General features: G+C 60.8%; 26 protein-coding genes. 12 read left to right on the top strand and 14 right to left on the bottom strand.

Annotation, left to right across the window (positions count from 1 at the left end):
- The first annotated feature begins 248 nt into the window (after positions 1-248).
- Entirely contained in the window at positions 249-1,187 is a 939-nt protein-coding gene (locus GGQ85_RS03930; protein ID WP_309773440.1) for a hypothetical protein, read from the top strand.
- 156 nt (positions 1,188-1,343) lie between these two features.
- On the opposite strand, the gene grpE is transcribed toward GGQ85_RS03930, so the two are convergent.
- Complete coding sequence (grpE, locus tag GGQ85_RS03925) at positions 1,344-1,937, bottom strand: nucleotide exchange factor GrpE (RefSeq protein ID WP_309773439.1); 594 nt, start codon at positions 1,935-1,937, stop codon at positions 1,344-1,346.
- Positions 1,938-2,035: 98 nt separating this feature from the next.
- Positions 2,036-3,124, bottom strand: coding sequence for a heat-inducible transcriptional repressor HrcA (gene hrcA, locus GGQ85_RS03920; protein WP_079445209.1), 1,089 nt, complete (start codon positions 3,122-3,124; stop codon positions 2,036-2,038).
- Positions 3,125-3,296: 172 nt separating this feature from the next.
- On the opposite strand from hrcA, the gene rph reads away from it, so the two are divergent.
- From rph to hemW, 3 genes are all read left to right on the top strand, one after another.
- The gene (gene rph, locus GGQ85_RS03915) at positions 3,297-4,025 is read left to right on the top strand and encodes a ribonuclease PH (RefSeq protein ID WP_309773438.1); all 729 of its coding nucleotides are present in this window, start codon (positions 3,297-3,299) and stop codon (positions 4,023-4,025) included.
- A 148-nt stretch (positions 4,026-4,173) separates the two neighbouring features.
- Positions 4,174-4,809 carry an RdgB/HAM1 family non-canonical purine NTP pyrophosphatase gene (rdgB, locus tag GGQ85_RS03910; protein WP_079445207.1) on the top strand — a complete coding sequence of 212 codons (636 nt, stop codon included), beginning with the start codon at positions 4,174-4,176 and terminating at the stop codon, positions 4,807-4,809.
- Positions 4,796-5,956, top strand: a complete 1,161-nt coding sequence (hemW, locus tag GGQ85_RS03905; RefSeq protein ID WP_309773437.1) for a radical SAM family heme chaperone HemW — start codon at positions 4,796-4,798, stop codon at positions 5,954-5,956. The genes rdgB and hemW overlap by 14 nt, the downstream gene beginning before the upstream one ends.
- A 130-nt stretch (positions 5,957-6,086) precedes the next feature.
- Here the strand turns inward: hemW and GGQ85_RS03900 are convergent, their stop codons facing one another.
- Complete coding sequence (locus GGQ85_RS03900; RefSeq protein ID WP_309773436.1) at positions 6,087-7,304, bottom strand: penicillin-binding protein activator; 1,218 nt, start codon at positions 7,302-7,304, stop codon at positions 6,087-6,089.
- 271 nt (positions 7,305-7,575) lie between these two features.
- Here GGQ85_RS03900 and rsmI point away from each other — a divergent pair, with 271 nt between their 5' ends.
- The 5 genes from rsmI (at position 7,576) to GGQ85_RS03875 (ending at position 14,138) form a co-directional block, all read left to right on the top strand.
- Positions 7,576-8,529, top strand: coding sequence for a 16S rRNA (cytidine(1402)-2'-O)-methyltransferase (rsmI, locus tag GGQ85_RS03895; RefSeq protein WP_309773435.1), 954 nt, complete (start codon positions 7,576-7,578; stop codon positions 8,527-8,529).
- Positions 8,516-8,929 carry a YraN family protein gene (locus GGQ85_RS03890; RefSeq protein ID WP_309773434.1) on the top strand — a complete coding sequence of 138 codons (414 nt, stop codon included), beginning with the start codon at positions 8,516-8,518 and terminating at the stop codon, positions 8,927-8,929. Before rsmI ends, GGQ85_RS03890 begins: the two co-directional genes overlap by 14 nt.
- 44 nt (positions 8,930-8,973) lie before the next feature.
- Positions 8,974-9,915 carry a glutathione synthase gene (gene gshB, locus GGQ85_RS03885; RefSeq protein ID WP_309773433.1) on the top strand — a complete coding sequence of 314 codons (942 nt, stop codon included), beginning with the start codon at positions 8,974-8,976 and terminating at the stop codon, positions 9,913-9,915.
- Positions 9,916-10,007: 92 nt separating this feature from the next.
- Entirely contained in the window at positions 10,008-11,546 is a 1,539-nt protein-coding gene (locus GGQ85_RS03880) for a YifB family Mg chelatase-like AAA ATPase (RefSeq protein ID WP_309773432.1), read from the top strand.
- 333 nt (positions 11,547-11,879) lie between these two features.
- The gene (locus GGQ85_RS03875) at positions 11,880-14,138 is read left to right on the top strand and encodes a response regulator (RefSeq protein WP_309773431.1); all 2,259 of its coding nucleotides are present in this window, start codon (positions 11,880-11,882) and stop codon (positions 14,136-14,138) included.
- 64 nt (positions 14,139-14,202) lie between these two features.
- On the opposite strand, the gene coaA is transcribed toward GGQ85_RS03875, so the two are convergent.
- The 7 genes from coaA to hisB form a co-directional block, all read right to left on the bottom strand.
- A complete protein-coding gene (gene coaA, locus GGQ85_RS03870) occupies positions 14,203-15,159 on the bottom strand; it encodes a type I pantothenate kinase (protein WP_309773430.1) in 957 nt (318 codons plus the stop codon).
- An 83-nt stretch (positions 15,160-15,242) separates the two neighbouring features.
- Complete coding sequence (locus tag GGQ85_RS03865) at positions 15,243-15,566, bottom strand: phosphoribosyl-ATP diphosphatase (protein WP_079445180.1); 324 nt, start codon at positions 15,564-15,566, stop codon at positions 15,243-15,245.
- Positions 15,567-15,644: 78 nt separating this feature from the next.
- On the bottom strand, positions 15,645-16,421 hold the full coding sequence (gene hisF, locus GGQ85_RS03860) for an imidazole glycerol phosphate synthase subunit HisF (protein ID WP_079445179.1): 777 nt from the start codon (positions 16,419-16,421) through the stop codon (positions 15,645-15,647).
- A gap of 15 nt (positions 16,422-16,436) precedes the next feature.
- Complete coding sequence (gene hisA / locus GGQ85_RS03855) at positions 16,437-17,186, bottom strand: 1-(5-phosphoribosyl)-5-[(5-phosphoribosylamino)methylideneamino]imidazole-4-carboxamide isomerase (RefSeq protein WP_309773428.1); 750 nt, start codon at positions 17,184-17,186, stop codon at positions 16,437-16,439.
- Positions 17,174-17,824: an imidazole glycerol phosphate synthase subunit HisH gene (gene hisH, locus GGQ85_RS03850; protein WP_309773427.1), complete on the bottom strand. Its 651-nt coding sequence runs from the start codon at positions 17,822-17,824 to the stop codon at positions 17,174-17,176. The genes hisA and hisH overlap by 13 nt, the downstream gene beginning before the upstream one ends.
- Complete coding sequence (locus GGQ85_RS03845) at positions 17,821-18,345, bottom strand: DUF2628 domain-containing protein (RefSeq protein ID WP_309773426.1); 525 nt, start codon at positions 18,343-18,345, stop codon at positions 17,821-17,823. Before GGQ85_RS03845 ends, hisH begins: the two co-directional genes overlap by 4 nt.
- A 26-nt stretch (positions 18,346-18,371) precedes the next feature.
- The gene (gene hisB / locus GGQ85_RS03840; protein WP_079445175.1) at positions 18,372-18,965 is read right to left on the bottom strand and encodes an imidazoleglycerol-phosphate dehydratase HisB; all 594 of its coding nucleotides are present in this window, start codon (positions 18,963-18,965) and stop codon (positions 18,372-18,374) included.
- Between the two features lie 317 nt (positions 18,966-19,282).
- Here hisB and hslV point away from each other — a divergent pair, with 317 nt between their 5' ends.
- Entirely contained in the window at positions 19,283-19,837 is a 555-nt protein-coding gene (hslV, locus tag GGQ85_RS03835) for an ATP-dependent protease subunit HslV (RefSeq protein WP_309773425.1), read from the top strand.
- A gap of 147 nt (positions 19,838-19,984) precedes the next feature.
- Entirely contained in the window at positions 19,985-21,286 is a 1,302-nt protein-coding gene (hslU, locus tag GGQ85_RS03830; RefSeq protein WP_309773424.1) for an ATP-dependent protease ATPase subunit HslU, read from the top strand.
- A gap of 219 nt (positions 21,287-21,505) precedes the next feature.
- On the opposite strand, the gene GGQ85_RS03825 is transcribed toward hslU, so the two are convergent.
- The 3 genes from GGQ85_RS03825 to GGQ85_RS03815 are packed head-to-tail and all read right to left on the bottom strand — an operon-like array spanning position 21,506 to position 24,268.
- On the bottom strand, positions 21,506-22,084 hold the full coding sequence (locus GGQ85_RS03825) for a Smr/MutS family protein (RefSeq protein WP_309773423.1): 579 nt from the start codon (positions 22,082-22,084) through the stop codon (positions 21,506-21,508).
- Positions 22,081-23,589 carry a murein transglycosylase A gene (gene mltA, locus GGQ85_RS03820; RefSeq protein ID WP_309773422.1) on the bottom strand — a complete coding sequence of 503 codons (1,509 nt, stop codon included), beginning with the start codon at positions 23,587-23,589 and terminating at the stop codon, positions 22,081-22,083. The genes GGQ85_RS03825 and mltA overlap by 4 nt, the downstream gene beginning before the upstream one ends.
- The gene (locus tag GGQ85_RS03815) at positions 23,567-24,268 is read right to left on the bottom strand and encodes a Tim44/TimA family putative adaptor protein (protein WP_079445170.1); all 702 of its coding nucleotides are present in this window, start codon (positions 24,266-24,268) and stop codon (positions 23,567-23,569) included. Before GGQ85_RS03815 ends, mltA begins: the two co-directional genes overlap by 23 nt.
- Before the next feature lie 424 nt (positions 24,269-24,692).
- Here GGQ85_RS03815 and secB point away from each other — a divergent pair, with 424 nt between their 5' ends.
- Complete coding sequence (gene secB / locus GGQ85_RS03810; RefSeq protein WP_079445169.1) at positions 24,693-25,178, top strand: protein-export chaperone SecB; 486 nt, start codon at positions 24,693-24,695, stop codon at positions 25,176-25,178.
- 49 nt (positions 25,179-25,227) lie between these two features.
- Here secB and dnaQ read toward each other — a convergent pair whose 3' ends face one another.
- A complete protein-coding gene (dnaQ, locus tag GGQ85_RS03805) occupies positions 25,228-25,962 on the bottom strand; it encodes a DNA polymerase III subunit epsilon (protein WP_309773421.1) in 735 nt (244 codons plus the stop codon).
- Positions 25,963-26,058 lie beyond the last annotated feature (96 nt).

Below are 26,058 nucleotides of genomic sequence, written 5' to 3'. Positions count from 1 at the left end.
CGGATGAAAACGCAATTCTTTTGCAATCCCGGACAGCCAGGGACGGCCCGAATAAGCAGATAATTAACCCAGCCTCACCGGACACCTTGGCCTCATAATCAAAACGGTGGTAGGCCGCCGCACAACAGCGACGAGAGGTTCGGCCGATTGCCGACGAATCATGCGCTTGAGGCGGCAGTCAAATCTCCTTCCAGAACCGCCGGCCTGGCGATCATTGAACGGCCTTAATGCAAATCCAATAAGCGCGCATGAGACACCTTCTGCACGTATTGATCGCTCTTTGCATATTGGGCAGCGCAAATTCGGCCCTCGCCGACGACGTGGTCTATGCGCCGGGCAGCCGGATCGGGCTGGTTCCGCTGATAGGTCTGACCCCGGCAAAGACATTTCCGGGTTTCGAAACCGCGGATCAGCGGGTCAAGGTCATCGTCGCCGAACTCCCCGTCACCGCCTTCAGAGACGTGGAAAACGTCGCCAAATCGAACGTGGCCGACCCTCGAGGCCAGAAGCCACAAGGCCTCGAGACCGCGAGCGGACAGGGTTATTTCATCGTCGAGGCGGCCAAGAACGGCGACGACAATGTCCGGCGCTATTCAATGGTGATTTCGGGCGGCACATTTTCCGGATACGTCGCAGCGCAGGTGCCAGAGAACGTCGGAAAGATCTATTCCGATGAAGCGGTGCGAAAGATGTTCGCAACGGTCGCCTTGCGCAAGGACGTACCGGTCGAGGAGCAACTCGGCCTGCTGCCCTTCAAGCTGAGCGAATTGAGCTCCTTCAAATTGATCCGCACGCTGGCACCAGGAGCAGTTATCCTGCTTTCCGACGCAGAAGCGGAAAACGACATCGACAGCAAAGCCTTTATGATTATCAGCCCGATCGGTTCGGTCCCTGAACGACCGGACGATCGGGACAGATTTGCACGCGACATCGCAGCCACAATCCCGAACCTCCGTGAGGGACGTATCACCATGTCGGAGTCGATGCGGATCAACGGATCGCCCGGCTTTGAAACGCGGATCGACGGCACGAACACACGAACGAATACGCCAGTGACGGTCGTGCAGTGGCTGGTGTTTGGCAGCGGGAAAACGGCAATGCGTCTGATCGGAAGTACGCCGCGGGATGGGTGGTCTGAAGCTTTTTCGCGCTTCCGCGCGGTTCGTGACGGTATCCGGCCGCGCTAGTGGAGTGAATTTGACATTCGCGACCCACCTAGCCGCGCGTCCCGGGCGTGAATGTCGAATTCAAAACTCGACCAGCAACCAATATCGGCCAGTGGTCTTTGATTCTCGCATTCAAGCCCGAGGACATAATATTGGTAAGCCCGCGAACGGGCGGATTCATTCGGACGCGGCTGCCTTGGCTCCGCCCTTCGCAACACCTACCAGCGCCGGACGCAATATCCGCTCACCGATCATGTAGCCGGCCTGAATGACCTGCGCGACCGTGCCGACGGGGATGGACGAATCGGGAACTTCGTACATGGCCTGATGGACGTTCGGATCGAATTTTTCGCCAGCCGGATCGAACCTCTTCACACCGTGTTTTTCCAGCGCGTTGTGCAGCGAGCGTTCGGTCAACTCCACGCCCTCGATCAGGGCTTTGAGTCCGGGGTCGGCGGCCGCGCGTGCCTCGGCGGACACCGCATCAAGCGCGCGTTGCAGATTGTCGGCAATATCCAGCACGTCGCGAGCGAACCCCGAGATGCCGTAGGTCCGCGCGTCCGACACCTCCCGCGCGGTGCGCTTGCGCAGGTTTTCCATTTCCGCCAACGTACGCAGCATCCGGTCCTTGGCGTCCGCGACTTCCTTGGTCAGCGCTTCAACCGCCCCCTCCTCGGGATCGTCGGGCATAATGTAAGGCTTGGATACCACTGGCTCGGCCTCCGGAACCGGATCGCCGGAATTGTTTGATTTGCCGTCGGAATCGGTCATTACACAGCCTTCTTGCACATGGTCTCGAATTAAAAGGGATGGTCGTGCGGGATATCGTGCTTCAGGCGTAAAAATCAAGCACAGGGCGGCGGGCGGGCTCAGCCGCCGAGCATCTGGCTGACAATGCGGGCCGCGTAATCCACCATCGGGATCACGCGCGCGTAGTTCAGCCGGGTCGGTCCGATCACTCCGAGAACGCCGACGATGTGGCCGGCGCCGTCGCTGTAGGGCGCGATGATCGTCGAGGATCCGGACAGCGAGAACAGCTTGTTCTCCGAACCGATAAAGATCCTTACGCCGTCGGCGCGTTCGGCGCGGCCAAGCAGATCGATCACGCCGCGCTTGGTTTCGAGGTCGTCGAACAGCAGCCGCACGCGCTCAAGGTCCTCCATCGCATGCAAATCTCCGAGCAGGTTGGCATGGCCGCGCACGATCAATTGCCGGTCGTCGCTGTCGCCGCCAGACCAACTCGCAATTCCTGCCGCGATGATCTTTTGTGTGAGCTGGTCGAGCTCCGCCTTGCTCTGCGTCAACGCGGTTTCAAGCTCGAGCCCTGCCTCGGCCAGCGTCCGGCCGCGAATTCGAGCGTTCAGAAAGTTTGACGCCTCCGTCAGCGCCGAAGCCGGGACGCCGGAGGGGAGCGTCAGCACGCGGTTTTCGACCTGCCCGTCTTCGGCGACCAGCACGACCAACGCCTTGTCGGGCTCCAGCCTGACGAACTCGATATGCTTCAACCGTACATTGGATTTCGCCGTCAGAACCACTGCCGCCGCCCGGGTCAATCCGGACAGCCGTGTCAAGGCCTCGCCCAATGCAGCCTCGACCGATTGCGCCTTGCCCACCGACGCGAGTTGAGTCTGGATCGACTGGCGCTCCGGCTCGGTCAGATCGCCGACCTGCATCAAGGCATCGACAAAGAACCGCAGGCCGAGCTCGGTCGGCAAGCGGCCGGCTGAGGTATGCGGTGCATAAATCAGCCCGAGCTGTTCGAGGTCCGACATCACATTGCGGACCGACGCTGGCGAGAGCGGCACCGCGATGAGGCGGGAAACGTTGCGGGAACCCACCGGTTCGCCCGTTGCAAGGTAGCTTTCGACGATCTGCCGAAAAATGTCGCGTGACCGCTCGTTCAACTGGGCAAGCCCGGCGTTCGGCGCAATCAGACCGATCGGATCGTGATGGGCCAACGATATCTCCCGCGTATAATGACTGTTGCGCCTGGGACCGGATCTAGTTTGTCTCTCCGGCGCACCAGTTACAAGCCGCCTTTGGCAATCGCAGTTCTGACCCTTGCCGGTGCGGCTCCTCACCCCTAAAAGCACGGCACGACGATTTTCATAGAATAGCTGGAGGGTTCCCATGCGGCCTAGCCGCCGTGCACCGGATGAACTGCGCGCCGTGTCGCTGGAACGTGGCGTGGTCAAATACGCCGAAGGCTCCTGCATGGTGAAATTCGGGGATACCCATGTGCTGGTCACCGCGACGCTAGAGGAGCGGCTGCCGCCGTGGCTCAAGGGCCAGGGCCGGGGCTGGGTGACGGCCGAATACGGAATGCTGCCGCGCGCCACGCTGGAGCGAACCCGGCGCGAGGCCTCCGCCGGCAAGCAAGGCGGCCGGACCGTCGAAATCCAGCGCCTGATCGGCCGCTCCTTGCGTGCCGCAATCGATCTCGAGGCGCTCGGCGAACGCCAGATCACAGTCGATTGCGACGTCATTCAGGCCGATGGCGGCACGCGCACCGCATCGATTACCGGCGCATGGGTCGCGTTAGCCGACTGCGTCAACTGGATGAAGGCCCGCAACATGCTCAAGGCCAGCGTGCTTCGAGACAGCGTGCTTCGAGACAATGTCGCAGCGATCTCATGCGGTATCTACAATGGCACGCCCGTCCTCGATCTGGACTATGCAGAAGATTCGGAAGCCGACACCGATGCAAACTTCGTGATGACCGGCGAGGGACGCATCATCGAGGTGCAGGGAACCGCCGAGAAGACACCTTTTTCCGACGACGAATTTTTTGCGCTCATGGCGCTGGCGAAAAAAGGAGTCGCACGGCTGGTGGATTTGCAGAAAATGGCGTTGGCGTGATTCGTTCTGCGAGCGCTCCGCGGGATGCTCCTCCAATAGCGTTTTCGAGCAGAGTGGGTAGCGGTTCGCGTCAAGAAACTGCGTCAACACAAGAAACCGGAGCCTGACTTTGAATTCCGTCAAAGTCGAAATGGCTCTAGGATCGGCCATGAATCGTCGGATCGCCGGCAAGCTCGTGATCGCCACCCACAATCCCGGCAAGCTCGCCGAGATGCGCGAGCTACTTGCGCCGTATGGCGTCGAGGCAATCTCCGCAGGCGAGCTCGGTCTCAGCGAGCCTGAGGAAACAGGCGATGATTTCCGCGCCAATGCTCGGATCAAGGCGACCGCTGCGGCCCTGAGCGCAAAGCTTCCGGCTTTTGCCGACGATTCCGGCCTCGTGGTCGACGCACTTGACGGTGCGCCGGGCATCTATTCCGCGCGCTGGGCCGGCGAGACCAAGGATTTCTCCGTTGCGATGACGCGGATCGAGCGCCTGCTGCAGGAGCGCGGCGCGACGAGCGCGGACAAGCGCAAGGCTCACTTCGTTTCGGCGCTCTGCGTCGCGTGGCCGGACGGCCATCTCCAGGAAGTCGAAGGACGAGTCGACGGCACGCTGGTATGGCCGCCGCGGGGCACGGCCGGATTTGGCTATGATCCTGCGTTCCTCCCGGACGGACATACGCGCACCTTCGGCGAGATGACGGGCATTGAAAAGCACGGGCTTCCGCCGCGCGGCCTTGGCCTGTCGCATCGCGCCCGCGCGTTCGTGAAGCTGGCGGAGATTGCTCTTGATCGGCGCTGATCCGACCACTGCCTTCGGCATCTATGTGCACTGGCCGTTTTGCCTGTCGAAATGCCCGTATTGCGATTTCAACAGTCATGTCCGCCACGCGCCGATCGATGAAGAGCGCTTCGTTCGTGCTTTCAAGCGCGAGATCGAGACCACCGCCGCACGCGCGCGCGGCCGGGAGGTGTCCTCCATTTTCTTCGGCGGTGGTACCCCGTCCTTGATGCGGCCGCAGACCGTTGGCGCGATCCTCGACGCAATCGGAAAATATTGGGGCGTCGCTGATGACGTCGAGGTCACGCTGGAAGCCAATCCGACCAGCGTCGAGGCCACGCGATTCCGCGGCTATCGCGCAGCGGGCGTCAACCGCGTGTCGCTCGGCGTGCAGGCGCTCGACGATTCCTCGCTAAAGGCTCTCGGACGCCTGCATACCGCGCACGAAGCGCTGGAGGCGGTGGCGATCGCACGCTCCGTCTTCGATCGCTATTCCTTCGATCTGATTTACGCGCGACCCGGCCAGACGCCAGCGATGTGGACCGAGGAACTGCGGCAGGCGATCTCGGAAGCGGCGGAGCATCTGTCGCTCTACCAGTTGACTATCGAGGAGGGTACGCCGTTTTTCGACCTGCACGCAGCCGGAAAACTCAGGACCCCCGACGAAGCGATTGCGCGCGCGCTGTACGACGTCACGCAGGACGTTTGCACGCGTCACGGCCTGCCAGCCTACGAGATCTCAAATCATGCGCTGCCCGGCGCGGAATGCCGGCACAACCTGCTTTACTGGCGCGGCCAGGAATATGCGGGAATCGGACCCGGAGCGCACGGTCGCCTCGACATCGACGGCATCAGGCATGCCGTCGCCACGGAAAAGCGGCCGGAAGCCTGGCTCATGCGGGTCGAGGCGATCGGCAATGGAATCGTCGCCGACGATCTGCTGAACAGCGAAGAACGCGCCGACGAATTCCTGCTCATGGGACTGCGCTTGCGCGAGGGCATCGATCCGCAGCGCTACGCGGCGCTATCGGGCCGCCCTCTTGATCCGCGGCGAATCGCAATCCTCCGTGACGAAGGTGCGATCACAATCAGCACCGAGGGCCGCCTGCGCGTCACGCAGGATGGCTTTCCCCTCCTGGATGCCGTGGTGGCCGATCTCGCCGCGTAGAGCGGGAAGAGGAAAGTGTGGTGCGGTTTTCCGCCCGCATCCCGTGTCTCAAATATTTGGAACCAATCACGTCATGATTTTGGATCGAATCGATCCAAAATCATCGTGATCTGACGACGCGGGCTACAGATCAGGCGCCAAAACTTTTTGGCGAACCTGCCGCCGGTTGGCCGCCGCCGGATGCGACTCGCATGACGGCGAGGCCCCGCTGGTTGGTGCCGTCGGAACGGAACCGAAACAGACCGTCGATGCCTGCGAAGCCTGACGCATTGGTCAGCGTCTCGGCCGCGAAGCGCTGCGGGCCTTGGGTGCGAGCAAGAGCCGCCACCAGCGCGACGGCGTCATAGGCAAGGGTGGCCGTACGTACCGGATCGCCGCCATACTTGGCGCGGTAGCGCCCTGCGAAGCTGCGGAAACCGGATGGATCAGGGGCGGCATAGAGGCCGCCCTGCAGCGACGCGCTGGCGAATACGCGAGGATTGTCCCACAGACCGGTACCCAGAAGCTGGACATTGCGCAGATTCGCACCCGCCGCGGCGAGCGCGTCAACGACCGAAACCACCGCATCGCCGTCATCGGCGATCAGCAGCGCATCAGCCGAGCGGAGCGACTGCGCCACCTTCCGTGCCGCACTGGCGCGATCGGCGCCATATTTCTCGAATGCGACGATACGCCCGCCGCGATGACCAACTGTCTGTTTGAAGGCCGCCTCGACGACATTGCCATACGCATTTTCGGGCACCAAGGCGGCAAACGAGCGCTTTCCGGTGCTGGTGGCATATTCGACGATCCGGTTGACGTCCGATTCAGGGAGAAAACTCAGAAGATAGACGCCCCGGCCCGCCACGCTCGAATCAGTCGAGAACGCAATCACCGACGTGCCGCGTGTCCGCGCCGCCTGAGCAACCGCCGGAACAGATGCTGCGAACAGCGGACCGAGAATGATTTCGGCTCCTTCATCGAGCGCTTGTTGCGCTCCCTGTTGCGCACGCTGCGCCGTGCCGGCTGCGTCCTTGACCAGCAATTGGACATTCGGGTTCTGAAATTCAGACAGCGCCATCTCGGCCGCGTTTTTCATCGACTGCGCCGCAACGCTCGCATTGCCTGCGGCCGACAACGGAAGGATCAAACCGACCTTGACCTGACCCGTACCGATTGTAGCTGCCTGCTGAGGCGGACCGGCTGCCTCTGGCTGCGGAGAAGAACCGGGGGAACTGGAAAAATTGTTCGTCAGCGTTTGCTGGACGCCCGAGCAGGCGCCAAGCAGAGGCGCGCCGATGACAAGGCCCAGCGCGGCTCGCCGAGTCGCTCCCTGGCGCTCAGATTTCGGTTCGAAGGGATCCTTCATCATTATCCTTGCAGTGCACCCATTCCGGACAGGTCCGGGCACAAGCCCCGCAGAATCAGCCATATTGCCGATGCCGCCAGTTAACCAAAACAAACGGATCGTGTCCGCCCCGAATTTAGCTCCATACCCAACCTTGGGTGCCGCGGAACATCGGAAAGCATGGGACGGATCCGTTCGCACGCAATCTTCGTGTTATCCGGCTCCGGCACCGAAGACGCTTCTTGACACGGGCCGAACTCATTTTCTCGAAAATGTTATAGAATGTCGCAGTATGCGTGCAAAACCCGCCTCTCTGAAATCGGACATCGAAACCCCGGGGACCCGGACCTTTTCCATAGCGGGCCATCAACTGGTTGCCCCGACGGCCGCGCCCGGTCTTCACCTGGTCGCTACGCCGATCGGTCATCTCGGAGATATCACCTTACGGGCGCTTGAGACCCTCGCAGGCGTCAATATCATCGCCTGCGAGGACACCCGCATCACCCGCCGCCTCACCGAACGCTACGCGATTACAGGCGTGCTCAAGCCTTACCACGAGCATAATGCTGCGACAGCGCGGCCGAAAATCCTGGCGCAGCTGGCACAAGGCGCCTCCATCGCCCTAGTCTCCGATGCCGGCACACCACTGATTTCCGATCCGGGCTTCAAGCTGGTGCGTGAAGCGTGTGCCGCTGGTCATCAGGTGATCGCGGTTCCGGGACCATCTTCGGTGCTAGCGGCGCTGTCCATAGCAGCGCTGCCGACGGACCGGTTCTTCTTCGAGGGGTTTCTGCCGGCAAAGGAGGTCGCGCGCCGCACGCGCCTTGCCGAACTCGCAAGGATCGATGCCACGCTGGTCATGTTCGAGTCCGGCAGTCGTATCCGGGATTCCTTGCACGACCTCGCGGCCATCCTCGGCAATCGCGACGCCGCGATCTGCCGCGAACTGACAAAGCTGCACGAGGATATCCGCCGCGCGACCCTCACGGAGTTCGCGCAAGGAGCCGAAACGCTGGAAACGCGGGGCGAATTCGTCCTGGTCGTCGGACCACCAACGGCTGATGCAGGCACGATGTCCTCCGACCAGCTGGACGATCTGCTGCTGACGTTGTTGAAGGAGAGCAGCGTCAAAGACAGCGTGGCTCACGCGGTCGAAATCTCGGGCCTCCCCCGACGTCAAGTCTATGCTCGCGCGCTTGAGCTCGCCGGACAGATGAGGGACAGTGACAACAATGGCAGCCTGTAAGGACCGCTCCCGAAACGGCCCAGAGGCGGCGGCGCCCGAGCGCGTCGCGGCGTTTCGTACCGGTCTTTCGGCGGAAAGTCTCGCCGCAGCCTATCTGATCGCCAAGGGCTACCGGATTTTGGCACGCCGGTTTCGCACGCCTCATGGCGAGATCGATATCGTGGCCCGCCGGCGGCAACTTCTCGCTTTCGTCGAAGTCAAAGCCCGTCGCAGCCTCGATGAGGCTGCCTATGCAGTGACGCAAAGACAACAACAGCGGATCATCAACGCAGCCCAAGCCTGGCTGATGGCGCACCCCGAACATGCGACTTTCGAATTCCGCTTTGACGCCATGCTGATTGCGCCACGACGTCTGCCGCGTCATCTGTTAGGTGCATTCGACGCCAGCACAATAGCCTGACGTATTCAGACGCTTTCCGCATTGACACAACCCGGACCAACAAGATGAAACTGAAAGTCGCCGTTCAGATGGACCCGATCGCGCGCATCAACGTTCGCGGCGATTCGACCTTTGCGCTGCTGCTGGAGGCACAGCGACGCGGCCACGAAATCTCATACTACACGCCGGATAAGTTATCGCTTCGCGGCAAGGACGTGGTTGCGTCGGTCCAGCCGTTGACCGTTCGGGATCAGGAGGGCGACCATTATACGCTCGGTGAAGCGGCGCGTGCTTACCTAGAATCCTTCGACGTCGTATTGCTGCGCCAGGACCCTCCGTTCGATCTCGCCTACGTCACGAGTACTCACTTGCTCGAGCGCATTCATCCGAAGACGCTCGTGGTCAACGATCCGGCAAGCGTGCGCAATGCGCCGGAAAAGCTGTTCGTGATGGATTTTCCGGAGTTGATGCCGCCAACGTTGATTTCGCGCAATCTCGACGAGATCAATTCGTTTCGTGACGAGCATGGTGCGGTGGTCATGAAGCCGCTGCATGGTCACGGCGGAGCCGCAGTGTTTCGCGTTACGCCGCAAGACATGAACTTCGGATCGCTGTTCGACATGTTCTCGGTGACGTTTCGCGAGCCGTGGGTGATCCAGCGATTCCTGCCCGAGGTCAAACAGGGCGACAAGCGCATCATCCTCGTCGACGGCGAATTCGCAGGTGCTGTCAATCGCGTGCCTGCCGCTGACGATCTGCGCTCCAACATGGTGCGCGGCGGTGCGGCGCGGGCAACCGATCTCTCTCCCCGCGAGAGCGAGATTTGTAAACGCATCGGTCCGGCGCTGCGCGAGCGCGGTCTGTTGTTTGTCGGAATTGACGTCATCGACGGCTTGCTCACCGAAATCAACGTTACCTCGCCGACCGGAATTCGGGCGATTGCCGCGTTGGGCGGCCCGGATGTCGCCGGAAAAATCTGGGACGGGATCGAGGCGAAGCGCCAATAGGCTCACCTAGAAATCCTGCAGCCTGTGTTCCCTTAATGTTCTTGTACATCGGGGAGTTGTAAGCTAGCTTCGCCGTGGCAAAGGGGGCGGCCATGGTTCAGCGGGTATCCACCGTCGCATTTGAAGGGATCGAGGCGCGCGCGGTCGACGTGCAGGTGCAGGTCGCTCCCGGCCTGCCCGCCTTCAACATTGTGGGCTTGCCGGACAAAGCCGTGTCCGAGGCCCGGGAGCGGGTGCGGGCGGCCCTGATCGCTTCAGGTCTTGCGCTGCCGGCGAGACGAATCACCGTCAACCTGGCTCCGGCCGATCTGCCCAAGGAAGGCAGTCACTACGATCTCCCTATTGCGCTCGGCCTGATGGCGGCGATCGGAGCGATTCCCTCCGACGCGTTGTCGGGGTTTACGGTACTCGGCGAACTCGGCCTCGACGGATCGATTGCGGCGGTGGCGGGGGTTCTGCCCGCTGCGATCGGTGCGAATGCGCGCGATGAAGGGCTGATCTGCCCCGCAGCCTGCGGCGCGGAGGCAGCCTGGGCGAGCCCCGACATCCAGATCGTCGCCGCCAGTTCGCTCATTCAGATCGCAAATCATTTCAAGGGAACTCAGGTTCTGTCTCGCCCGCAGCCCCGGATTCGTGAAACCCAGGGTAGCGCTCTTGATCTTCGCGACATCAAAGGGCAGGAGAGCGCCAAGCGTGCGCTCGAGATCGCAGCCGCCGGCGGACATCATCTGCTGATGGTCGGCTCTCCCGGCAGCGGCAAATCAATGCTCGCGGCACGCCTGCCTTCGATTCTCCCACCGCTGTCGCCGGCCGAGCTGCTGGAAGTGTCGATGATCGCGTCGGTTGCCGGCGCAATCGACGGCGGGGCGCTCACCTCGCACCGGCCGTTTCGCGCCCCGCATCATTCCGCCAGCATGGCCGCGCTGACGGGCGGCGGCACGCGCGCCAAACCCGGTGAAATCTCGCTCGCGCATAACGGCGTCCTGTTTCTCGACGAGTTGCCGGAGTTCGATCCGCGCGTGCTGGATTCGCTCCGGCAGCCGCTCGAGAACGGCGAGATCGCGGTGTCCCGCGCCAATCATCGCGTGACCTATCCTGCGCGTTTCATGCTGGTGGCGGCGATGAATCCATGCCGCTGCGGCCATGCCTTTGAGCCTGGCTATGCCTGCAAGCGCGGCCGCATCGATCGCTGCACCGCTGACTATCAAATGCGCATCTCGGGACCTCTCCTGGACCGCATCGATCTGCGCATCGAAGTGCCGGCTGTGACCGCCTCCGATCTCATTCTGCCGCCTTCGTCGGAAGGTTCAGCCGAAGTCGGCGCTCGTGTTGCCACGGCACGGGACATTCAGGCAGCGCGCTATGCGGCGCTCGGCCTTACGAATGTCCGGACCAACGCCGAAGCCCCGGCGGCCGCGCTGGAAGACATCGCGCAACCGGATGCACAAGGGCTGAAGCTGCTCCGCGACGCCGCGGAAAGCATGCGTTTGTCGGCGCGAGGCTATCACCGGGTACTACGCGTCGCCCGCACGCTCGCGGACCTCGATGCCGCTGACAAGATCGGCCGGCTGCACCTTGCCGAAGCTCTGTCCTATCGCGCGCTCGCCGACGACATCAAACGCGCGGCCTGACATTATAGCGTTTTCGAGCGAAGCATGTCCTCGGACTTGACCCGAGGATGGTGACCTGCTCGCGTGAAGAAAACGCGTCAAAATAACAATACAGTTCGCCTCCGTCCGCGACGGATCCGCAAGTTGCCGCCCCGATCTGCCTCGCGACACCGGTCCTGTGATATCTCGATAAGACCTCGTTAACCTTGTTCGCATCCGAACCGTTTCCGGTGTGGCCCTCGAGGACTTCCGCAATGTCATGCTTTCATGCTGACAGGGACACACACACGCTGCGCGTACTTTCGTTGGCGGCAACCGCCTCCGACGAACGCTGCAGGAAATTCGGGAAGGTCGATGGCAGCGCGATTATTCTGGATGAGGGCACGCCTGCGTGGGCTGATCCGGCAACATCCCCGGCTGAATGTTGCTTTTCGAGCCTTCATGACCTTTTCAATCGCGTTCGGAGGTGCCTACGGTTTCATTTCCGGAAGCCGAAGCGCCGATTACGACCCTCACGCCTTCGCAATCGGCATCAGCTTTCTGTTCGCGCTCGCTTGTGTCGCGCTGGCGATCCAGAGCATACGCTTGCGCAGGATGCGCAAGAAAATTCGCAAAGTTGCTCTCCACAATGAAGCGCTCGCTGATCGCAATTGGGAGCTGAAGGAAGCGGAGGAGCGCGCGCGCTGCCTTTTCGAGTCGCAGGGCGATCTGATCGTTTTGCGCGATGGGACCGGCGCCATCACCTCGGTCAATGATGCCTATTGCATCCTGGCGCAGCGATCACGGGCGGAGCTGCTTGGAACCCGGTTCGCGCTCCCCGTTCTCGAGCAAAGCGAGAGCATGATTGAATCGAACGGCACGCGAATTTGCGATCAGCGCGTCGAAACCGCACGAGGCCCCCGTTGGATTGCATGGCGCGAAGCCCTGATGCGGATCGACGCCAACCATCCGGCAGAACTACAATGCGTCGGCCGCGACGTCACCGATCGTACCGAGACCGAGCGCGTGCTCGGTGAAGCGCGGGATCACGCGAACGCGGCCAACCAAGCTAAATCGCGTTTCCTGGCGATGACGTCGCACGAGTTTCGCACACCACTTAACGGCATCATCGGCATGAGCGGATTGCTGTTGGAAACCTCGCTCACGCCCGAACAGACGACATATGTCAAGGCAGTGAAGGCATCCGGAGATGCATTGTTATCGCTGATCGAGGAGTTACTCGACTATTCCAAGATCGAGGCCGGGAAGATCAACCTGGAACGCCGCCCTTTCATGCTGTCCGATCTGATCGAGGACATCACCGAACTGCTGGCGCCGCGTGCGCAGGCCAGGCAGCTTGAAATCGCCGCCTATATCGATGAGGCCCTGCCAGCCGAAGTGATCGGAGACGCCGCGCGCTTGCGCCAGGTGCTGCTCAATCTTGCAGGCAACGCAATCAAATTTACGGCGTCCGGCGGCGTTGCGCTGACCGTCGCTCCCGGCGTCGGGCACGACGATATCCGCTTCATGGTCCGTGACACTGGAATTGGCATTGCGCCGGATGCGCAGGCTCGGATTTTCCGTGATTTCGAGCAGGCCGACGACCAAATTGCGCGCAATTACGGCGGATCGGGACTGGGGTTAAGTATCAGCGATCGCATCGCTAAACGGATGGGCGGGCGCATCACGCTGCAGAGCAAGCCGGGTGCCGGTTCGACATTCGAGGTCTCAATCCCTCTTCCTGCTCACGAGAGCGCACCAGAACGAAAGCGCTTTGTCGCACCGGATCTGGCGGGACACCCAGTCATGCTCGTGGCGCCTCAGACCATCGAGACATCGCTGCTCGCCCGGCGCCTGGAGCGATGGGGAGCCGAGACTTGCACGACATCGGACCTCGCAGTTGCTTACGCGCTGCTTCCGGAGCGAGCGTGGCACGCCGTGCTTGTCGATCATGCGATGGGCGGAGATGAGATCTGGCGGCTCGGTCAGGTTGCCCGCCAACATTCGGCGCGCCGGATCGTCATGGTCACGCCATCCACAAGGCAGGACCTTCAGGTCACCGGCGCCACGGCGTTTACGGGCTATCTTGTCAAGCCTTTGCGAGCTGCGTCGATCGCAGCGCGATTGTCTGCGCCGACCGAGGACTCGACTTTCCTTCGCACCACCAACGGCCAACCTGATTGCGACAGGCCTGAACGATCCGAGACATCGACCACGACGTCCGCACCAAGCCTTTCAATTCTCGTCGCGGAGGACAATGAGATCAATGCGCTCTTGACGCGATCACTCCTGACCCGCCTCGGGCATGCCGTCATCGTCACCGCAAACGGAGAGAAAGCGCTGGAATCGTGGGACGCCGCCCTAGCCGCGGGTAAGCCCTACGATCTCGTCCTGATGGACGTCCAGATGCCGACCCTCGACGGCATTGAGGCCACCAGGAAAATTCGCGAACGAGAAGCCGCCCAGTTCGGCCGCCGCACGACCATCTTGGCGTTGACCGCCAACACGCTGACTGACGATCGTTATGCCTGCTTCGAGGCCGGCATGGATGGCTTTCTCGTCAAGCCGCTCGATCGCGACAGGCTGGCCGAAGCGCTTGCGGGATTGACGGCCGCTCGTCACGTCCCCGCCTGAGGTAACATGCACCAGTGTGCACGTCTCGCTGCCAATGAGACCTACCTTTGCGCACGAAAAATCTCTAAAGCCGCCTTAGCGCGACCTGCTCGACGACATGATCGGCCCCCTTCTTGAGGATCAGGTTCGCACGGGGCCGCGTCGGCAGAATGTTGTCCTCCAAATTGGCACGGTTGGTGCGCTCCCAGATTGCAATCGCCGTTGCGATCGCTTCATCGTCCGACAGCAGCGCGTACCGATTAAAATAGGACCGTGGGTCCTGAAAGGCCGAATCCCGCAGGGCAAGGAAGCGGGTCACGTACCAGTCGCGCAGCACCGGCTCTTCGGCATCGATATAGACAGAGAAGTCGAAGAAATCGGAGACGACCGGAACGGCCCTGCCGTCGCGCGGGAGCGGACCGGTCTGCAGAACATTGACGCCTTCGACGATCAGAATATCTGGTTGACTGATCTCGATCCAGTTATGAGGGACGATGTCGTAAGTCAGATGCGAGTAAACCGGTGCGCGCACTGGCGCACGGCCGGCCTTGATGTCACTGAGAAACGACAGCAGAACCGGCAAGTCGTAACTCTCCGGGAAACCTTTTTTCTGCATCAAGCCGCGTCGCTCGAGCACCGCGTTCGGAAACAAAAATCCGTCAGTCGTGACGAGTTCGACTTTGGGGCGCGGCGACCATCGTGCGAGCAGCGCCTGCAACACGCGCGCCGTCGTTGACTTCCCAACCGCAACCGACCCGGCAACACCGATGATATACGGCACCTTGCGATCATGAATGCCGAGAAACTGACGCTGAGCAACAAAGAGACGCTGCATCGAGGCCACATAGATCGACAGCAGTCTGGACAAAGGCAGATAAATTTCCTCGACCTCCACGAGATCTAACCGATCATGCATCGACCGCAACGCCGCAATTTCATTCGCCGCCAGCGTCATCGGCATATCGTGGCGGAGTTTTGCCCATTCGGCACGGGGGAAAACCCGATACGGATTATATTGCTGCTGTTCTGCCCGCGAATCCATGAAGCTTGCCTCGGGGCTGGAGCATGATCCCGAAAAGTGGAAACCGGCTTTCGGAAAAGATCATGCTCAAGTTGAATCGGACGCTAGTCGCGATTGCGTGCGGCTTTCTCTTCAAGTCCCGATCTAGTCGTGCGTTGCGCCAAAACAGCTTCGACATCTTCCAGCGTCACATCCCTGGCCTTCAACAGCACAAGGAAATGAAACAGGAGATCCGCACCTTCGGCGATCAGATGATGCCGATCATTCTCGACCGCCGCGATGACCGTCTCAACAACTTCCTCGCCGAGCTTCCTGGCGCAATGTACGGGGCCCTTGTCGAGCAGCTTTCGCGTGTAGGACGCATCGCCCCCGGATGCAGCCCGGGCGTCAATGATGGCAGCAAGATCATGGATCGTAAAACGCGGCATAATCCGTCTACTCGTCCGGTCGCACTTTTAGGCACACGGCAATTGTTGAATACCTAGCACTTATGCGATCCAAAGTCGTCAGGGATCGAGCCGCATGGCCAACCCGGCACGAACCATATGCTCCTTGGCTTCGCGAATGGTAAATTCCCCGAAATGAAAGATCGATGCCGCTAGGACCGCCGTGGCATGGCCTTCGCGAATTCCATCGACCAGGTGATCGAGATTGCCGACGCCGCCGGACGCGATTACGGGTACGGAAACGCCATCGGCCACGCGCCGGGTCAGCGGCAGATCGAAGCCCTGGCGGGTGCCGTCGCGATCCATCGACGTCAGCAGGATCTCGCCCGCGCCGAGCGACACCACTTCCTGCGCATATTCGATCGCATCGATGCCGGTGGATTTGCGCCCACCATGAGTGAAGATTTCCCAACGGTCCGCGCCACCGGCCCTCGACACCCGTTTGGCATCGATGGCGACCACGATGCACTGGTCGCCAAACTTTTCCGCGGCCTCTTTGACGAACTCACGCCGGCTCACCGCTGCGCTGTTGATCGAGACCTTGTCCGCTCCGGAGCGCAGCAAGGTACGGATATCCTCGATGGTGCGAACGCCGCCGCCCACGGTCACCGGCATGAAGCAGGCTTCCGCGGTACGCCGAACCACATCCAACATGATGCCGCGATTTTCGTGCGTTGCGGTGATGTCGAGAAAGGTGAGTTCGTCGGCGCCGGCGGCATCGTATGCGACCGCCGCTTCCACGGGGTCGCCTGCATCCCGCAGGTCCACGAAGTTGACACCCTTGACGACCCGGCCATCCTTTACGTCAAGACATGGTATGACACGGACCTTGAACATCGTCGCCCGATACTCTCAAGCCGCCGCACGCGCGGCGTGAATCAGCTTCAGCGCTTCAACCGGATCGAGCCGGCCATCGTAGAGCGCCCGTCCAGCAATGGCGCCCGCGAGCTTCTTCGCACGCGGCGCGAGCAGCGCCTTTACATCCACGATGGAGGCGAAGCCACCCGACGCAATCACCGGAATTGAAATGCTGTCGGCAAGCGCAATCGTGGCATCGAGGTTCAGGCCCTTCAGCAAGCCGTCCCTGGCAATGTCAGTGAAGATGATCGCCGCGATTCCAGCGTCCTCGAACCGTCGCGCGATGTCGAGTGCCGACACTTCCGACGTCTCGGCCCAGCCGTCCACCGCGACTTTGCCGTCACGCGCGTCGAGACCGACCGCAACGCGTCCCGGAAACGCCCTGGCGGCTTCCTTGACCAGAACAGGATCGCGTACCGCGGCCGTGCCGATGATGACGCGCGCAACACCCTTGCCGAGCCAGGCTTCGACCGTTTTCAGATCCCGAATGCCGCCGCCGAGCTGAACCGGCAGGGCAACGGTTTTCAAGACCCGCTCAACCGCATCCGCATTCACGGGCTTACCGGCGAACGCGCCGTCGAGATCGACCACATGCAGATACTCGAAGCCTTGTGCGGCGAATGCGCGCGCCTGCTCCGCGGGATCAAGATTGAAAACGGTCGCGCGCGCCATATCGCCCTGCTCGAGGCGAACGCACTGACCGTTCTTGAGATCGATGGCGGGGAAGAGGATCACGGTTTCCATCTCAGGAAATTGGCGATTAGAGCCAGCCCGAATCGCTGGCTCTTTTCGGGATGAAACTGAGTGCCGATCGCGGTGTCCTTGCCGACGATCGCCGTCACCGGACCACCATAATCAGCGCGCGCGAGCACGTCGGTCTCGTTGGCGGCGTTCAGGTGGTAGGAGTGCACGAAATAGGCGTGACGGCCCTTCGGTCCCAATGGCAGACGCTCGAGCACCGGATGCTCCCGCACCGGATCGAGCGTATTCCAGCCCATGTGGGGAATCTTCAGTCTCTCGTCGCGCGGCGAAATTTTCTCGACGTCACCGGCGATCCAGCCTAGCCCGTCCGTTGTCACGTGCTCCCTGCCCCGTGTCGCCATCAGCTGCATCCCGACGCAAATGCCCAAAAACGGACGCGCTTTATCGCGCACCGCTTCCGTCATGGCCTCCACCATGCCGTCGAGCGCATCAAGGCCCTTGCGGCAATCGGCGAACGCGCCGACACCGGGCAGTACCACGCGATCGGCCCGGAACACCACATCCGGATCGCGCGTCACGATGATCTTTTCCGAACCTTCCATGTTGCGCGCCGCGCACTCAAATGCCTTGGCGGCCGAATGAAGATTACCGGAGCCATAGTCGATAATCGCAGCCGTCACCGCCTGAACCCGGGTTGAGGAAACAGGCCGACGATGTCACCGCGCAGTGTCGACGGCGGAAGGGAGTGGTCCGAAGCACCTCGGGTCGGAGGCGGCGCGCCGCGATCGATTGCCAAGGGATCGAAATCCGCGCCCCGCTCCGTTCGCCAGCGATCGAAAAAACGCCGCTCAGCGGCTTCCTCATCGTCTGCGACAACGACGTCGAGCAGACGCCACTTTTGCCGCGACAACGCCCAGCGCCGCAAACTCGCCGCTTCCAATCCCATCAGCACGGCGATCACGGCCATCACCGCAATGCGTGTCCCCCCGCTGACGCGCAGCAGCGTCATCGTGGCTTCCACCGCGATCGACAGAACCAGATACCCACCGAGCACCAGCCAAAGTCGTTGGTAAAGCAGCCACAATGGACCGAACACAAATGCCCCAAACGAAAAGCCATCGCGAACGAACACGAAATTGTCCGTGGTACCGCGCACGTCTGGCCCGTCGACCGGTGGCGCATGGACTGTATAGACCGACATTGCACTCTCCGCTGACAACGGAACGGTCAGCCGCCGAGCTGACCCTTTGTTGATGGCACTTCGTCCGCAGCGCGCGGATCGATCGCTACCGCTGCACGAAGCGCTCGCGCCAGACCCTTGAAGCAGGATTCGGCGATATGATGGCTGTTCTCGCCATATAGCGTCTCCACGTGCAAAGTCACTCCCGCATTGACGGCAAAGGCATTGAACCATTCGCGCACCAGCTCGGTGTCGAACTCACCGATCTTGTCGCGGGGGAAATCGACCTTGAACACGAGCACCGGCCGGCCGGAGATATCGATCACGATCCGGGACAGCGTTTCGTCCATTGGCATATAGACGCTGGCATACCGGCTGATGCCAACCATCGAGCCGAGCGCTTGCTTCACGGCCTGGCCCAGCGCGATGCCGACATCCTCCGTCGTGTGGTGGTAATCGACGTGGAGATCGCCGACGGCTTTGACCGTGATGTCGATCCGCGAATGGCGGGCGAGCAGATCCAGCATGTGGTCAAAAAAGCCGATGCCGGTCGCAACCTTGGACACGCCGGAGCCATCGAGGTTGACCGCGACCTCGATGTCCGTTTCCTTGGTCTTGCGCTTGATGCTCGCCGTGCGCATGAAAAGCTCTCTACCTCGCGCATGATCCGCCTCCGCCAAAATGTAAGCGGTTGGGCAACAAGGTCACGCGCCATTTAACGATCTGAGCGCGGCGGACAAAAAACGATATCCACTCCTGCTGACCGCGCTCTGATAGAACGCGGCTCTTTTAACAGGCTCAGGTCCCCTTCGCTACTGCGGGATGATGCATTTTTCCGGTGTTCTTCGAGCATGGTGACTCGTGGAGTGGATTTGAGGCTCGCCACCCATCTGCCGCGGGCGCCGATTGCAACGCGGCGCGGCAATGCCTAAATCTGGCGGGTCATCAAGGGGTTCATATGCAAGCATCACAGCCGGAGGTGTGGCACGGCACCACGATCCTGACCGTCCGCAAGGGCGGCAAAGTGGTCATTGGCGGAGACGGTCAGGTCTCGATCGGACAGACCGTCATCAAATCCAACGCGAAGAAAGTCCGGAGGCTCGGAAAAGGCGACGTCATCGGCGGCTTCGCCGGCGCCACCGCCGATGCCTTCACCCTGTTCGAGCGGCTGGAAAGCAAGCTCGAGCAGTATCCTGGCCAACTCACCCGCGCCGCCGTCGAACTCGCCAAGGACTGGCGAACCGATCGCTATCTGCGGCGGCTGGAAGCCATGATGCTCGTTGCCGACAAAGACGTCTCGCTGGTGCTGACCGGGACCGGAGACGTGCTGGAGCCCGAATCCGGCGTGATGGCGATCGGCTCTGGCGGAAATTACGCGCTTGCCGCCGCAAGGGCCCTGGTCGACTCCGACAACGACGCCGAGACCATTGTCCGCCGTTCTCTCGATATCGCCGCCGATATCTGCGTTTATACCAATCGAAACTTGACGGTCGAGATGCTGTCCACGGATTGAGCACGTCGGCTCCTGCAGGAGGCTCTTGTCGGAGTATTCGTGACAACCGTCGTCGTGCCAATCTATCCAGCTCGGCGTCACTGGCAGGCCGGGCCGCCCATCATTTGACCGCTTGTTCCCCCAACGATCCAACATATCTTCGAGAACATGATGAACTTCTCTCCTCGCGAAATCGTCTCCGAACTCGACCGTTTCATAGTTGGCCAGACCGACGCCAAACGCGCCGTCTCCATCGCGTTGCGCAATCGCTGGCGGCGCCAGCAATTGACCGGACCACTGCGCGAGGAGGTGTTACCGAAGAACATTTTGATGATCGGCCCGACCGGCGTCGGCAAGACGGAGATCGCGCGACGGCTGGCGAAGCTTGCAAACGCCCCCTTCCTCAAGGTGGAGGCCACGAAATTCACCGAAGTGGGATACGTCGGACGCGACGTCGAACAGATCGTCCGTGATCTTGTGGAGGTCGCGATCGGCCAGACCCGCGAGCGCAAGCGCAAGGATGTTCAAGCACGCGCACAGCTTGCCGCCGAGGAGCGCGTTCTGGACGCCTTGGTCGGCGCCAATTCGAGCGCCGCAACGCGTGATTCCTTTCGCAAGAAACTGCGGGCAGGTGAACTGAATGACAAGGAAATCGAGATCGAGACGCAATCATCCGGCGGAGCACCGATGTTCGAGATTCCCGGCATGCCGGGAGCACAGGTCGGTGCAATTTCGATCGGTGATATTTTCGGCAAGATGGGCGGACGAACCAAGACCCGCCGGCTGACCGTTTCTGACTCTCATGAAATCCTGATCAACGAGGAATCTGACAAGCTGCTCGATAGCGATCAGCTCACGCTGGAAGCGATCGCTGCGGTCGAAAATAACGGCATCGTGTTTCTCGACGAGATCGACAAGATCTGCGTGCGTGACGGGCGCAGCGGCGGCGACGTCTCGCGCGAAGGCGTGCAGCGCGACCTGCTGCCGCTGATCGAAGGAACGACGGTCTCGACCAAGCATGGCGCGGTGAAGACCGACCATATCCTGTTCATCGCGTCAGGCGCGTTTCATATTGCCAAGCCTTCCGATTTGCTCCCCGAATTGCAGGGCCGGCTGCCGATCCGCGTCGAACTGGAGGCCCTGACACGCAATGACTTGCGGCGCATCCTGACCGAGCCAGAGGCCTCGCTCATCAAACAATACGTCGCGTTGATGCAGACCGAGGAGGTCACGCTCGACATCACCGATGATGCCGTCGACGCACTCGCGGATATCGCGGTTGCGGTGAATTCAACCGTGGAGAATATCGGTGCAAGGCGGTTGCAGACCGTCATGGAGCGGGTGCTCGACGACATCTCGTTCACGGCCCCTGACCACAAAGGCGAGACGGTCCGCATCGACTCCGGATATGTCCAGAAGCATATCGGGGATCTGGCCAAGAATGCCGATTTGAGCAGGTTCATCCTCTAGAGTCTGTCACCGCGTCACGGAAACGGTGAAAGATTCTATCTTTTGTTCTAACGCGTTTTCTTCACGCGAATCGAATTCCATCCTCGGGTCAAGCCCAAGGACGTGCTTCGCTCGAAAACGCTATGGAGACTGATTCCGACATCAGACTCGAGCGCTGGCTTTTGATCGCACCTTTTGATCGCGGATGATCCAATCCCGAAAACCGGTTCGTTTTCGGGATTATGCTCTGACTCGGCGTCGCAACCGCACGTAAAGCGCGCCCTCGCCGCCATGGCCGGAGTGGGCCTCGTCGAAACCCACGACCAGCGAGCGAAACTCGGGGAGAGCAAGCCATTGCGGGACCTGCCGGCGTAGTACGCCCCGCTCGGAGTCCAGCCCCCTCGCGCGGCCCTTGCCGGTAATGACAAGCACGAAGGTGAGGCCATCGCCCGACGCGTTTTGCAAAAATTGCAGAAGGGCTCGATATGCCCGCGTTTGCGTCATGCCATGCAGGTCGATCCGGGCATCGATGTCTTTCCGTCCTCGGGACAATTGCGATCGCTCGCGGCGGGTGAGCGGCGCCGGCTGCGGGCTATTGAATCTGGCCGTTTTTTTGATTGAGCTTGATTCGGACCACGTCGCGGGATTCGCAATCCTGGCGGACTTCACTTCAAGCCGGAGTTGCAATGGATCTGGCCGAGGCCGTTTGCGCAATGGCTTGGCTTGCCCCGCAACGCCTTCCCACAAACGGCGCTCTTCCTCCGTAAGTACGCGCTGGCGGCTCGGCCGCGCGGATGCGTCGGGCGACAAGCGTTTCATCGCGCCCAGCGATGCCAGCGGCGGCCGTAATGGGTGCGATGCCGCCGGTTGTGCATGGATCTGACCTCAGGCCGCGCCGAGGGCAGCGGGGTGGCGTTCGATGGTGCGGCTTTCGCCGCTGGCGTCGGAGCAGCCCCGGCTTGTTCACCCGCGGGAAAAGAAGAGGGCGCGGAGGTATGCGGGGTGTTGGCCGGCTTCTGATCCTTGGGCGGAAAAAGCTTTGCTATTCTTGCCGAGGGTCGTGTTTGCGGAAGCGGCATGGTTCTGGCGCGAGCGACCGGATCAAGGCTGTTCGGGACGAGCATGACGAAGTGCATATGGTGTCGCAGACGGCCCGACACCCGCCCCGCTTCCGAACCGGCGCCGAAGTAAAGGTCCGCGCGGGCCGGACCAACAATGGCAGAGCCTGTATCTTGCGCAATCATCAGTCGATGAAAAGGCGTTTTCGCCTGTTCGGATTCGATCGGCAACTCGCCTTCGATGAAGAAAGGCGTGCCATAGACATGCAGCGATTTGTCGACCGCAATCGACCTGCCCGGCGTCAAAGGCAGACCCTGTGCTCCGATCGCCTCGTCGTTGTCCGAGAGCTTCACCTCGTGAAAGAACACGTAGGAGCGGTTCTGACGGCGCAATTCCTTGGCGCCATCCGGGTTTTCATTCATCCACTGCCGGATGCGTTGCATCGACATCTGATCCTTCGGGACGATGCTGCGTTCGATCAGAATACGACCGACTGCGGTATATGGATATCCGTTATAGGAATCATAGTTGATGCGTAAGGTGGAGCCGTCCTCGAGCCGAACGCGCGCTGAGCCCTGGATTTGCGTGAAGAGCAGATCGGTCTGGCTCTTGAGCCAGCAGATTTCGAGGCCGCGGCCTTCGATCGCGCCATCCTCGATTTCGGCGCGATCGTAGTAGGGGACCAGCTTTCGGCGGCCAATCTTGCGATACACCGGCCCGCTGTTGGGCAGGCTCGGCGCGCTTTGCGTGAATCCCCGGACAAAAAGGTTCGAGGGGCGCCGGTAAACCGGGACGGTGTAGACATCCGTTCTGGCGCGCGACCCGTCGATGATTGGCTCGTAATAGCCGGTAACGAAACCGTCCGTTTCGCCGAGACGTGAAATGCGCACGGCCCGGAAATGGTTTTCGAAGAAGGCTTTCGCTTTGGCGTCGTCTGAAATGTTGGCCGTCTTCGCCGCTCGGCACGGCTCCCACAAGGTTGCGCCGAGCGCCTTCTGACTGACGGCAGTTATACGCCGCACAGTGACGGCGCGGCAGCTGGCGCGAAAAGCCTTGAACGCGTCAAGATGATTGTCGTTGTTCCAGCCAGCGATGCCAGCCCAGGAAACCGGCGAGTATTGACCATCAACGATCTCGAGCGGCCCGGCCGAACGATGACGGCTATCGTGAGCTTGGACGGCGACAGGCGCAATCGCGGCGGCGACGCATAATCCGACCGCGCACCTTCTCAACCGACAGAAGTCAGCTGACGCTTCCGGTGCCAACCAGTTTCCAGTTCGGATCACGCGACGAAATATCGCGGGCAAACGTCCAAACATCGGTAATATCGGAAATCTTCTCAGGGTTTCCGTCGACGATCACTCCGGTCCTGTCGCGGGTGACAGAAATCATCTGCGAAATGAAGCGGACCGTCAGTTGCTCAGCGCCGTCTCGCAATTCCGCACCGATCAACTCGGCTTTATCAATTGATACAAATCGCGTTTCGGTCTTCTGCTCGAGTCTCTCTCTATCCTTGATAGCCGCATCAAAGCTTTCATAGACATCCGACGACAGCAAGTCCTTCAAAGTCCGGCGATCCCCGTTGGCGAATGCCAGTACGATCATCTCATAGGCACTGCGTGCGCCGCTCAGGAAATGCCCGGGATCGAAGGAGGAATCCTGGGCTGCAATAGCGTCGAGCCCTAAAGCGAGTGTCGTACCCGGTTCAGCCAAATTCTTCCAGCGATCGGAATTTGGCCCTACATCGGCGGTGGGCGTCGCGGATGACTGATTGATCACGGTTCCCGGCACCGGAACGACGTTGTTGTCCTGAGTACCACGCAGGACTTCCCGCGTAGCATCGTAAGGCGGACGCTCACTTCCTGTCCGCTGCCCGAGAACACTGCGCAGACGCAGGAAAATAAAGACCGCCAGCGCCAGGAAAATGATGGTGTAAATATCCACGTCGTCTTCACTTTCTGATCGGCTAGGATCACGGCCTGCGAACAAACGTCCAGCCGTGGGCCAGGTTCGCATCGGACGGCCGGATTTATTTAAGTACGAAACATAGTCCGGCCAAGGGCGGATTTTAGCATAACGAGCGGACCAGGGAGGGTGCCTCCTTTGCCAAGTTGACCAAACATAGCGCGTTTCCGATCAAAGGGGAAAGTCAGATTGCAGGCAGAAAGCGCATTCCCTCAACAGTTTGAGGGCACGGGCGAAAGGCCTGTGGTGCGGCCGAGGGACGCCCCCGGGTTCACTGGCGCGTCCGCCGTCCTTGTGGACAGCGGCAGGCTTATGTTAGCCACTCGCCCCGACGCGGCACTTCGCTCTTCAAGCAGGCGCATCGTCTGACAAGTCGGCTTGAAGTTTTAGGAGAGAGAGATCCATGACCAACGGCAACGGCACGCCTCCCGAGGCAGCCCCTTCACCCCAATTGAACGTGCTGGCCCAGTACACCAAAGATTTCTCTTTCGAGAATCCCAACGCGCCCGCCTCCCTCGCGCCTCAGCAACAGCCTCCGTCGATCAGCGTTCAGATCAATGTGGGCGCCAGCAACGTGGCGGAGAACGACTATGAGGTGGTGCTTAAAGTCGAAGGCAAGGCTGAACATACCGGCAAGCTGATGTTCAGTTTCGAGCTCGCCTATGCGGGCGTGTTCCGGATCGTCAACGTCCCCCAGGAAAATCTTCACCCCCTGGTCATGATCGAATGCCCACGGCTGCTGTTCCCATTCGCTCGCGAAATTGTCGCCACAACCGTTCGTGGCGGCGGATTTCCGCCACTGATGCTCGACCCAATTGATTTTGTAAGCCTGTATCGACAAAACATGGAGCGTCAGGCCGCCGCCGCGGCGCAACAAAAGCCAAGCTAATCCACGGCGAGCGAGGCCGTCGCCCTTAAAGGCGATTCATATACGTGAATCAGACGCCATCCCGTTCCAGGACTGGATTCAGCTTTTCGGATTCCTGGGCCAGGAATTCTGTCCAGATCGCCTTCTCGCCGAGCGTAGCGACGAAATTCCGATGCGCAATGCGGTCGGCCTCGGTCACGCGCGAGGACAGCGGCACCGTTCGCTGACGTCTTGGCAGTTCCAAAGTTCCGCCGGATTGACGGGGCGTGGCTTCAGCCAGGATTAATTGCGACTGGCGCGCGCCAATGAGATCAATATAGACTTCCGCAAGCAGCTCGGCGTCCAGCAATGCGCCGTGTTTGGTTCGGCGGCTATTGTCGATGGCATAGCGCGAGCACAGGTCGTCCAGCCGGTTCGAGACGCCGGGATGTTTTCGACGCGCCATCAATAGCGTGTCTACCAACCGATCGCGGCCGATCGCCTGCCTTTTGAGGCGATCAAGCTCGGCATTGATGAAGCTGATATCGAACGATGCGTTGTGAATGATCAGAGGCGCATCACCAATAAATTCCAGAAACTCATCAACGACGTGCGCAAACAGCGGTTTGTCGGCAAGGAATTCGCTCGACAGGCCATGTACCGCGAACGCCTCTTGTGGCATATCGCGTTCCGGATTGATGTAACGGTGGAACGTTTGCCCCGTCGGCATGCGGTTGAATATCTCAACGCAACCGAGCTCAACCAGACGATCGCCTCGCAGCGGATCCAGGCCGGTGGTTTCGGTATCGAGAACGATTTCGCGCATGCGCTTTCGTGATATTAGAGCGTTTTCCAGCGAAGTGAATGTCAGTTCGCGTGAAGAAAACGTGTCAAATCAAAATCATAGTGCTCGCTTCTGATT

The sequence above is a fragment of the Nitrobacter vulgaris genome (assembly GCF_031453995.1).
Taxonomy (GTDB): Bacteria; Pseudomonadota; Alphaproteobacteria; order Rhizobiales; family Xanthobacteraceae; genus Nitrobacter; species Nitrobacter vulgaris.
This window is presented reverse-complemented; position numbering and strand designations above follow the sequence as displayed.

What these genes read in the sequence shown, in the direction of transcription:
- GGQ85_RS03930 (WP_309773440.1), top strand. Translation starts at nt 249, where the DNA reads ATGAGACACCTTCTGCACGTATTGATCGCTCTTTGCATATTGGGCAGC.
- grpE (WP_309773439.1), bottom strand. Translation starts at nt 1,937, where the DNA reads ATGACCGATTCCGACGGCAAATCAAACAATTCCGGCGATCCGGTTCCG.
- rph (WP_309773438.1), top strand. Translation starts at nt 3,297, where the DNA reads ATGCGGCCTAGCCGCCGTGCACCGGATGAACTGCGCGCCGTGTCGCTG.
- rdgB (WP_079445207.1), top strand. Translation starts at nt 4,174, where the DNA reads ATGAATCGTCGGATCGCCGGCAAGCTCGTGATCGCCACCCACAATCCC.
- GGQ85_RS03900 (WP_309773436.1), bottom strand. Translation starts at nt 7,304, where the DNA reads ATGAAGGATCCCTTCGAACCGAAATCTGAGCGCCAGGGAGCGACTCGG.
- rsmI (WP_309773435.1), top strand. Translation starts at nt 7,576, where the DNA reads ATGCGTGCAAAACCCGCCTCTCTGAAATCGGACATCGAAACCCCGGGG.
- GGQ85_RS03890 (WP_309773434.1), top strand. Translation starts at nt 8,516, where the DNA reads ATGGCAGCCTGTAAGGACCGCTCCCGAAACGGCCCAGAGGCGGCGGCG.
- gshB (WP_309773433.1), top strand. Translation starts at nt 8,974, where the DNA reads ATGAAACTGAAAGTCGCCGTTCAGATGGACCCGATCGCGCGCATCAAC.
- GGQ85_RS03880 (WP_309773432.1), top strand. Translation starts at nt 10,008, where the DNA reads ATGGTTCAGCGGGTATCCACCGTCGCATTTGAAGGGATCGAGGCGCGC.
- GGQ85_RS03875 (WP_309773431.1), top strand. Translation starts at nt 11,880, where the DNA reads ATGGCAGCGCGATTATTCTGGATGAGGGCACGCCTGCGTGGGCTGATC.
- coaA (WP_309773430.1), bottom strand. Translation starts at nt 15,159, where the DNA reads ATGGATTCGCGGGCAGAACAGCAGCAATATAATCCGTATCGGGTTTTC.
- GGQ85_RS03865 (WP_079445180.1), bottom strand. Translation starts at nt 15,566, where the DNA reads ATGCCGCGTTTTACGATCCATGATCTTGCTGCCATCATTGACGCCCGG.
- hisF (WP_079445179.1), bottom strand. Translation starts at nt 16,421, where the DNA reads ATGTTCAAGGTCCGTGTCATACCATGTCTTGACGTAAAGGATGGCCGG.
- hisA (WP_309773428.1), bottom strand. Translation starts at nt 17,186, where the DNA reads ATGGAAACCGTGATCCTCTTCCCCGCCATCGATCTCAAGAACGGTCAG.
- GGQ85_RS03845 (WP_309773426.1), bottom strand. Translation starts at nt 18,345, where the DNA reads ATGTCGGTCTATACAGTCCATGCGCCACCGGTCGACGGGCCAGACGTG.
- hisB (WP_079445175.1), bottom strand. Translation starts at nt 18,965, where the DNA reads ATGCGCACGGCGAGCATCAAGCGCAAGACCAAGGAAACGGACATCGAG.
- hslV (WP_309773425.1), top strand. Translation starts at nt 19,283, where the DNA reads ATGCAAGCATCACAGCCGGAGGTGTGGCACGGCACCACGATCCTGACC.
- hslU (WP_309773424.1), top strand. Translation starts at nt 19,985, where the DNA reads ATGATGAACTTCTCTCCTCGCGAAATCGTCTCCGAACTCGACCGTTTC.
- GGQ85_RS03825 (WP_309773423.1), bottom strand. Translation starts at nt 22,084, where the DNA reads ATGAAACGCTTGTCGCCCGACGCATCCGCGCGGCCGAGCCGCCAGCGC.
- secB (WP_079445169.1), top strand. Translation starts at nt 24,693, where the DNA reads ATGACCAACGGCAACGGCACGCCTCCCGAGGCAGCCCCTTCACCCCAA.
- dnaQ (WP_309773421.1), bottom strand. Translation starts at nt 25,962, where the DNA reads ATGCGCGAAATCGTTCTCGATACCGAAACCACCGGCCTGGATCCGCTG.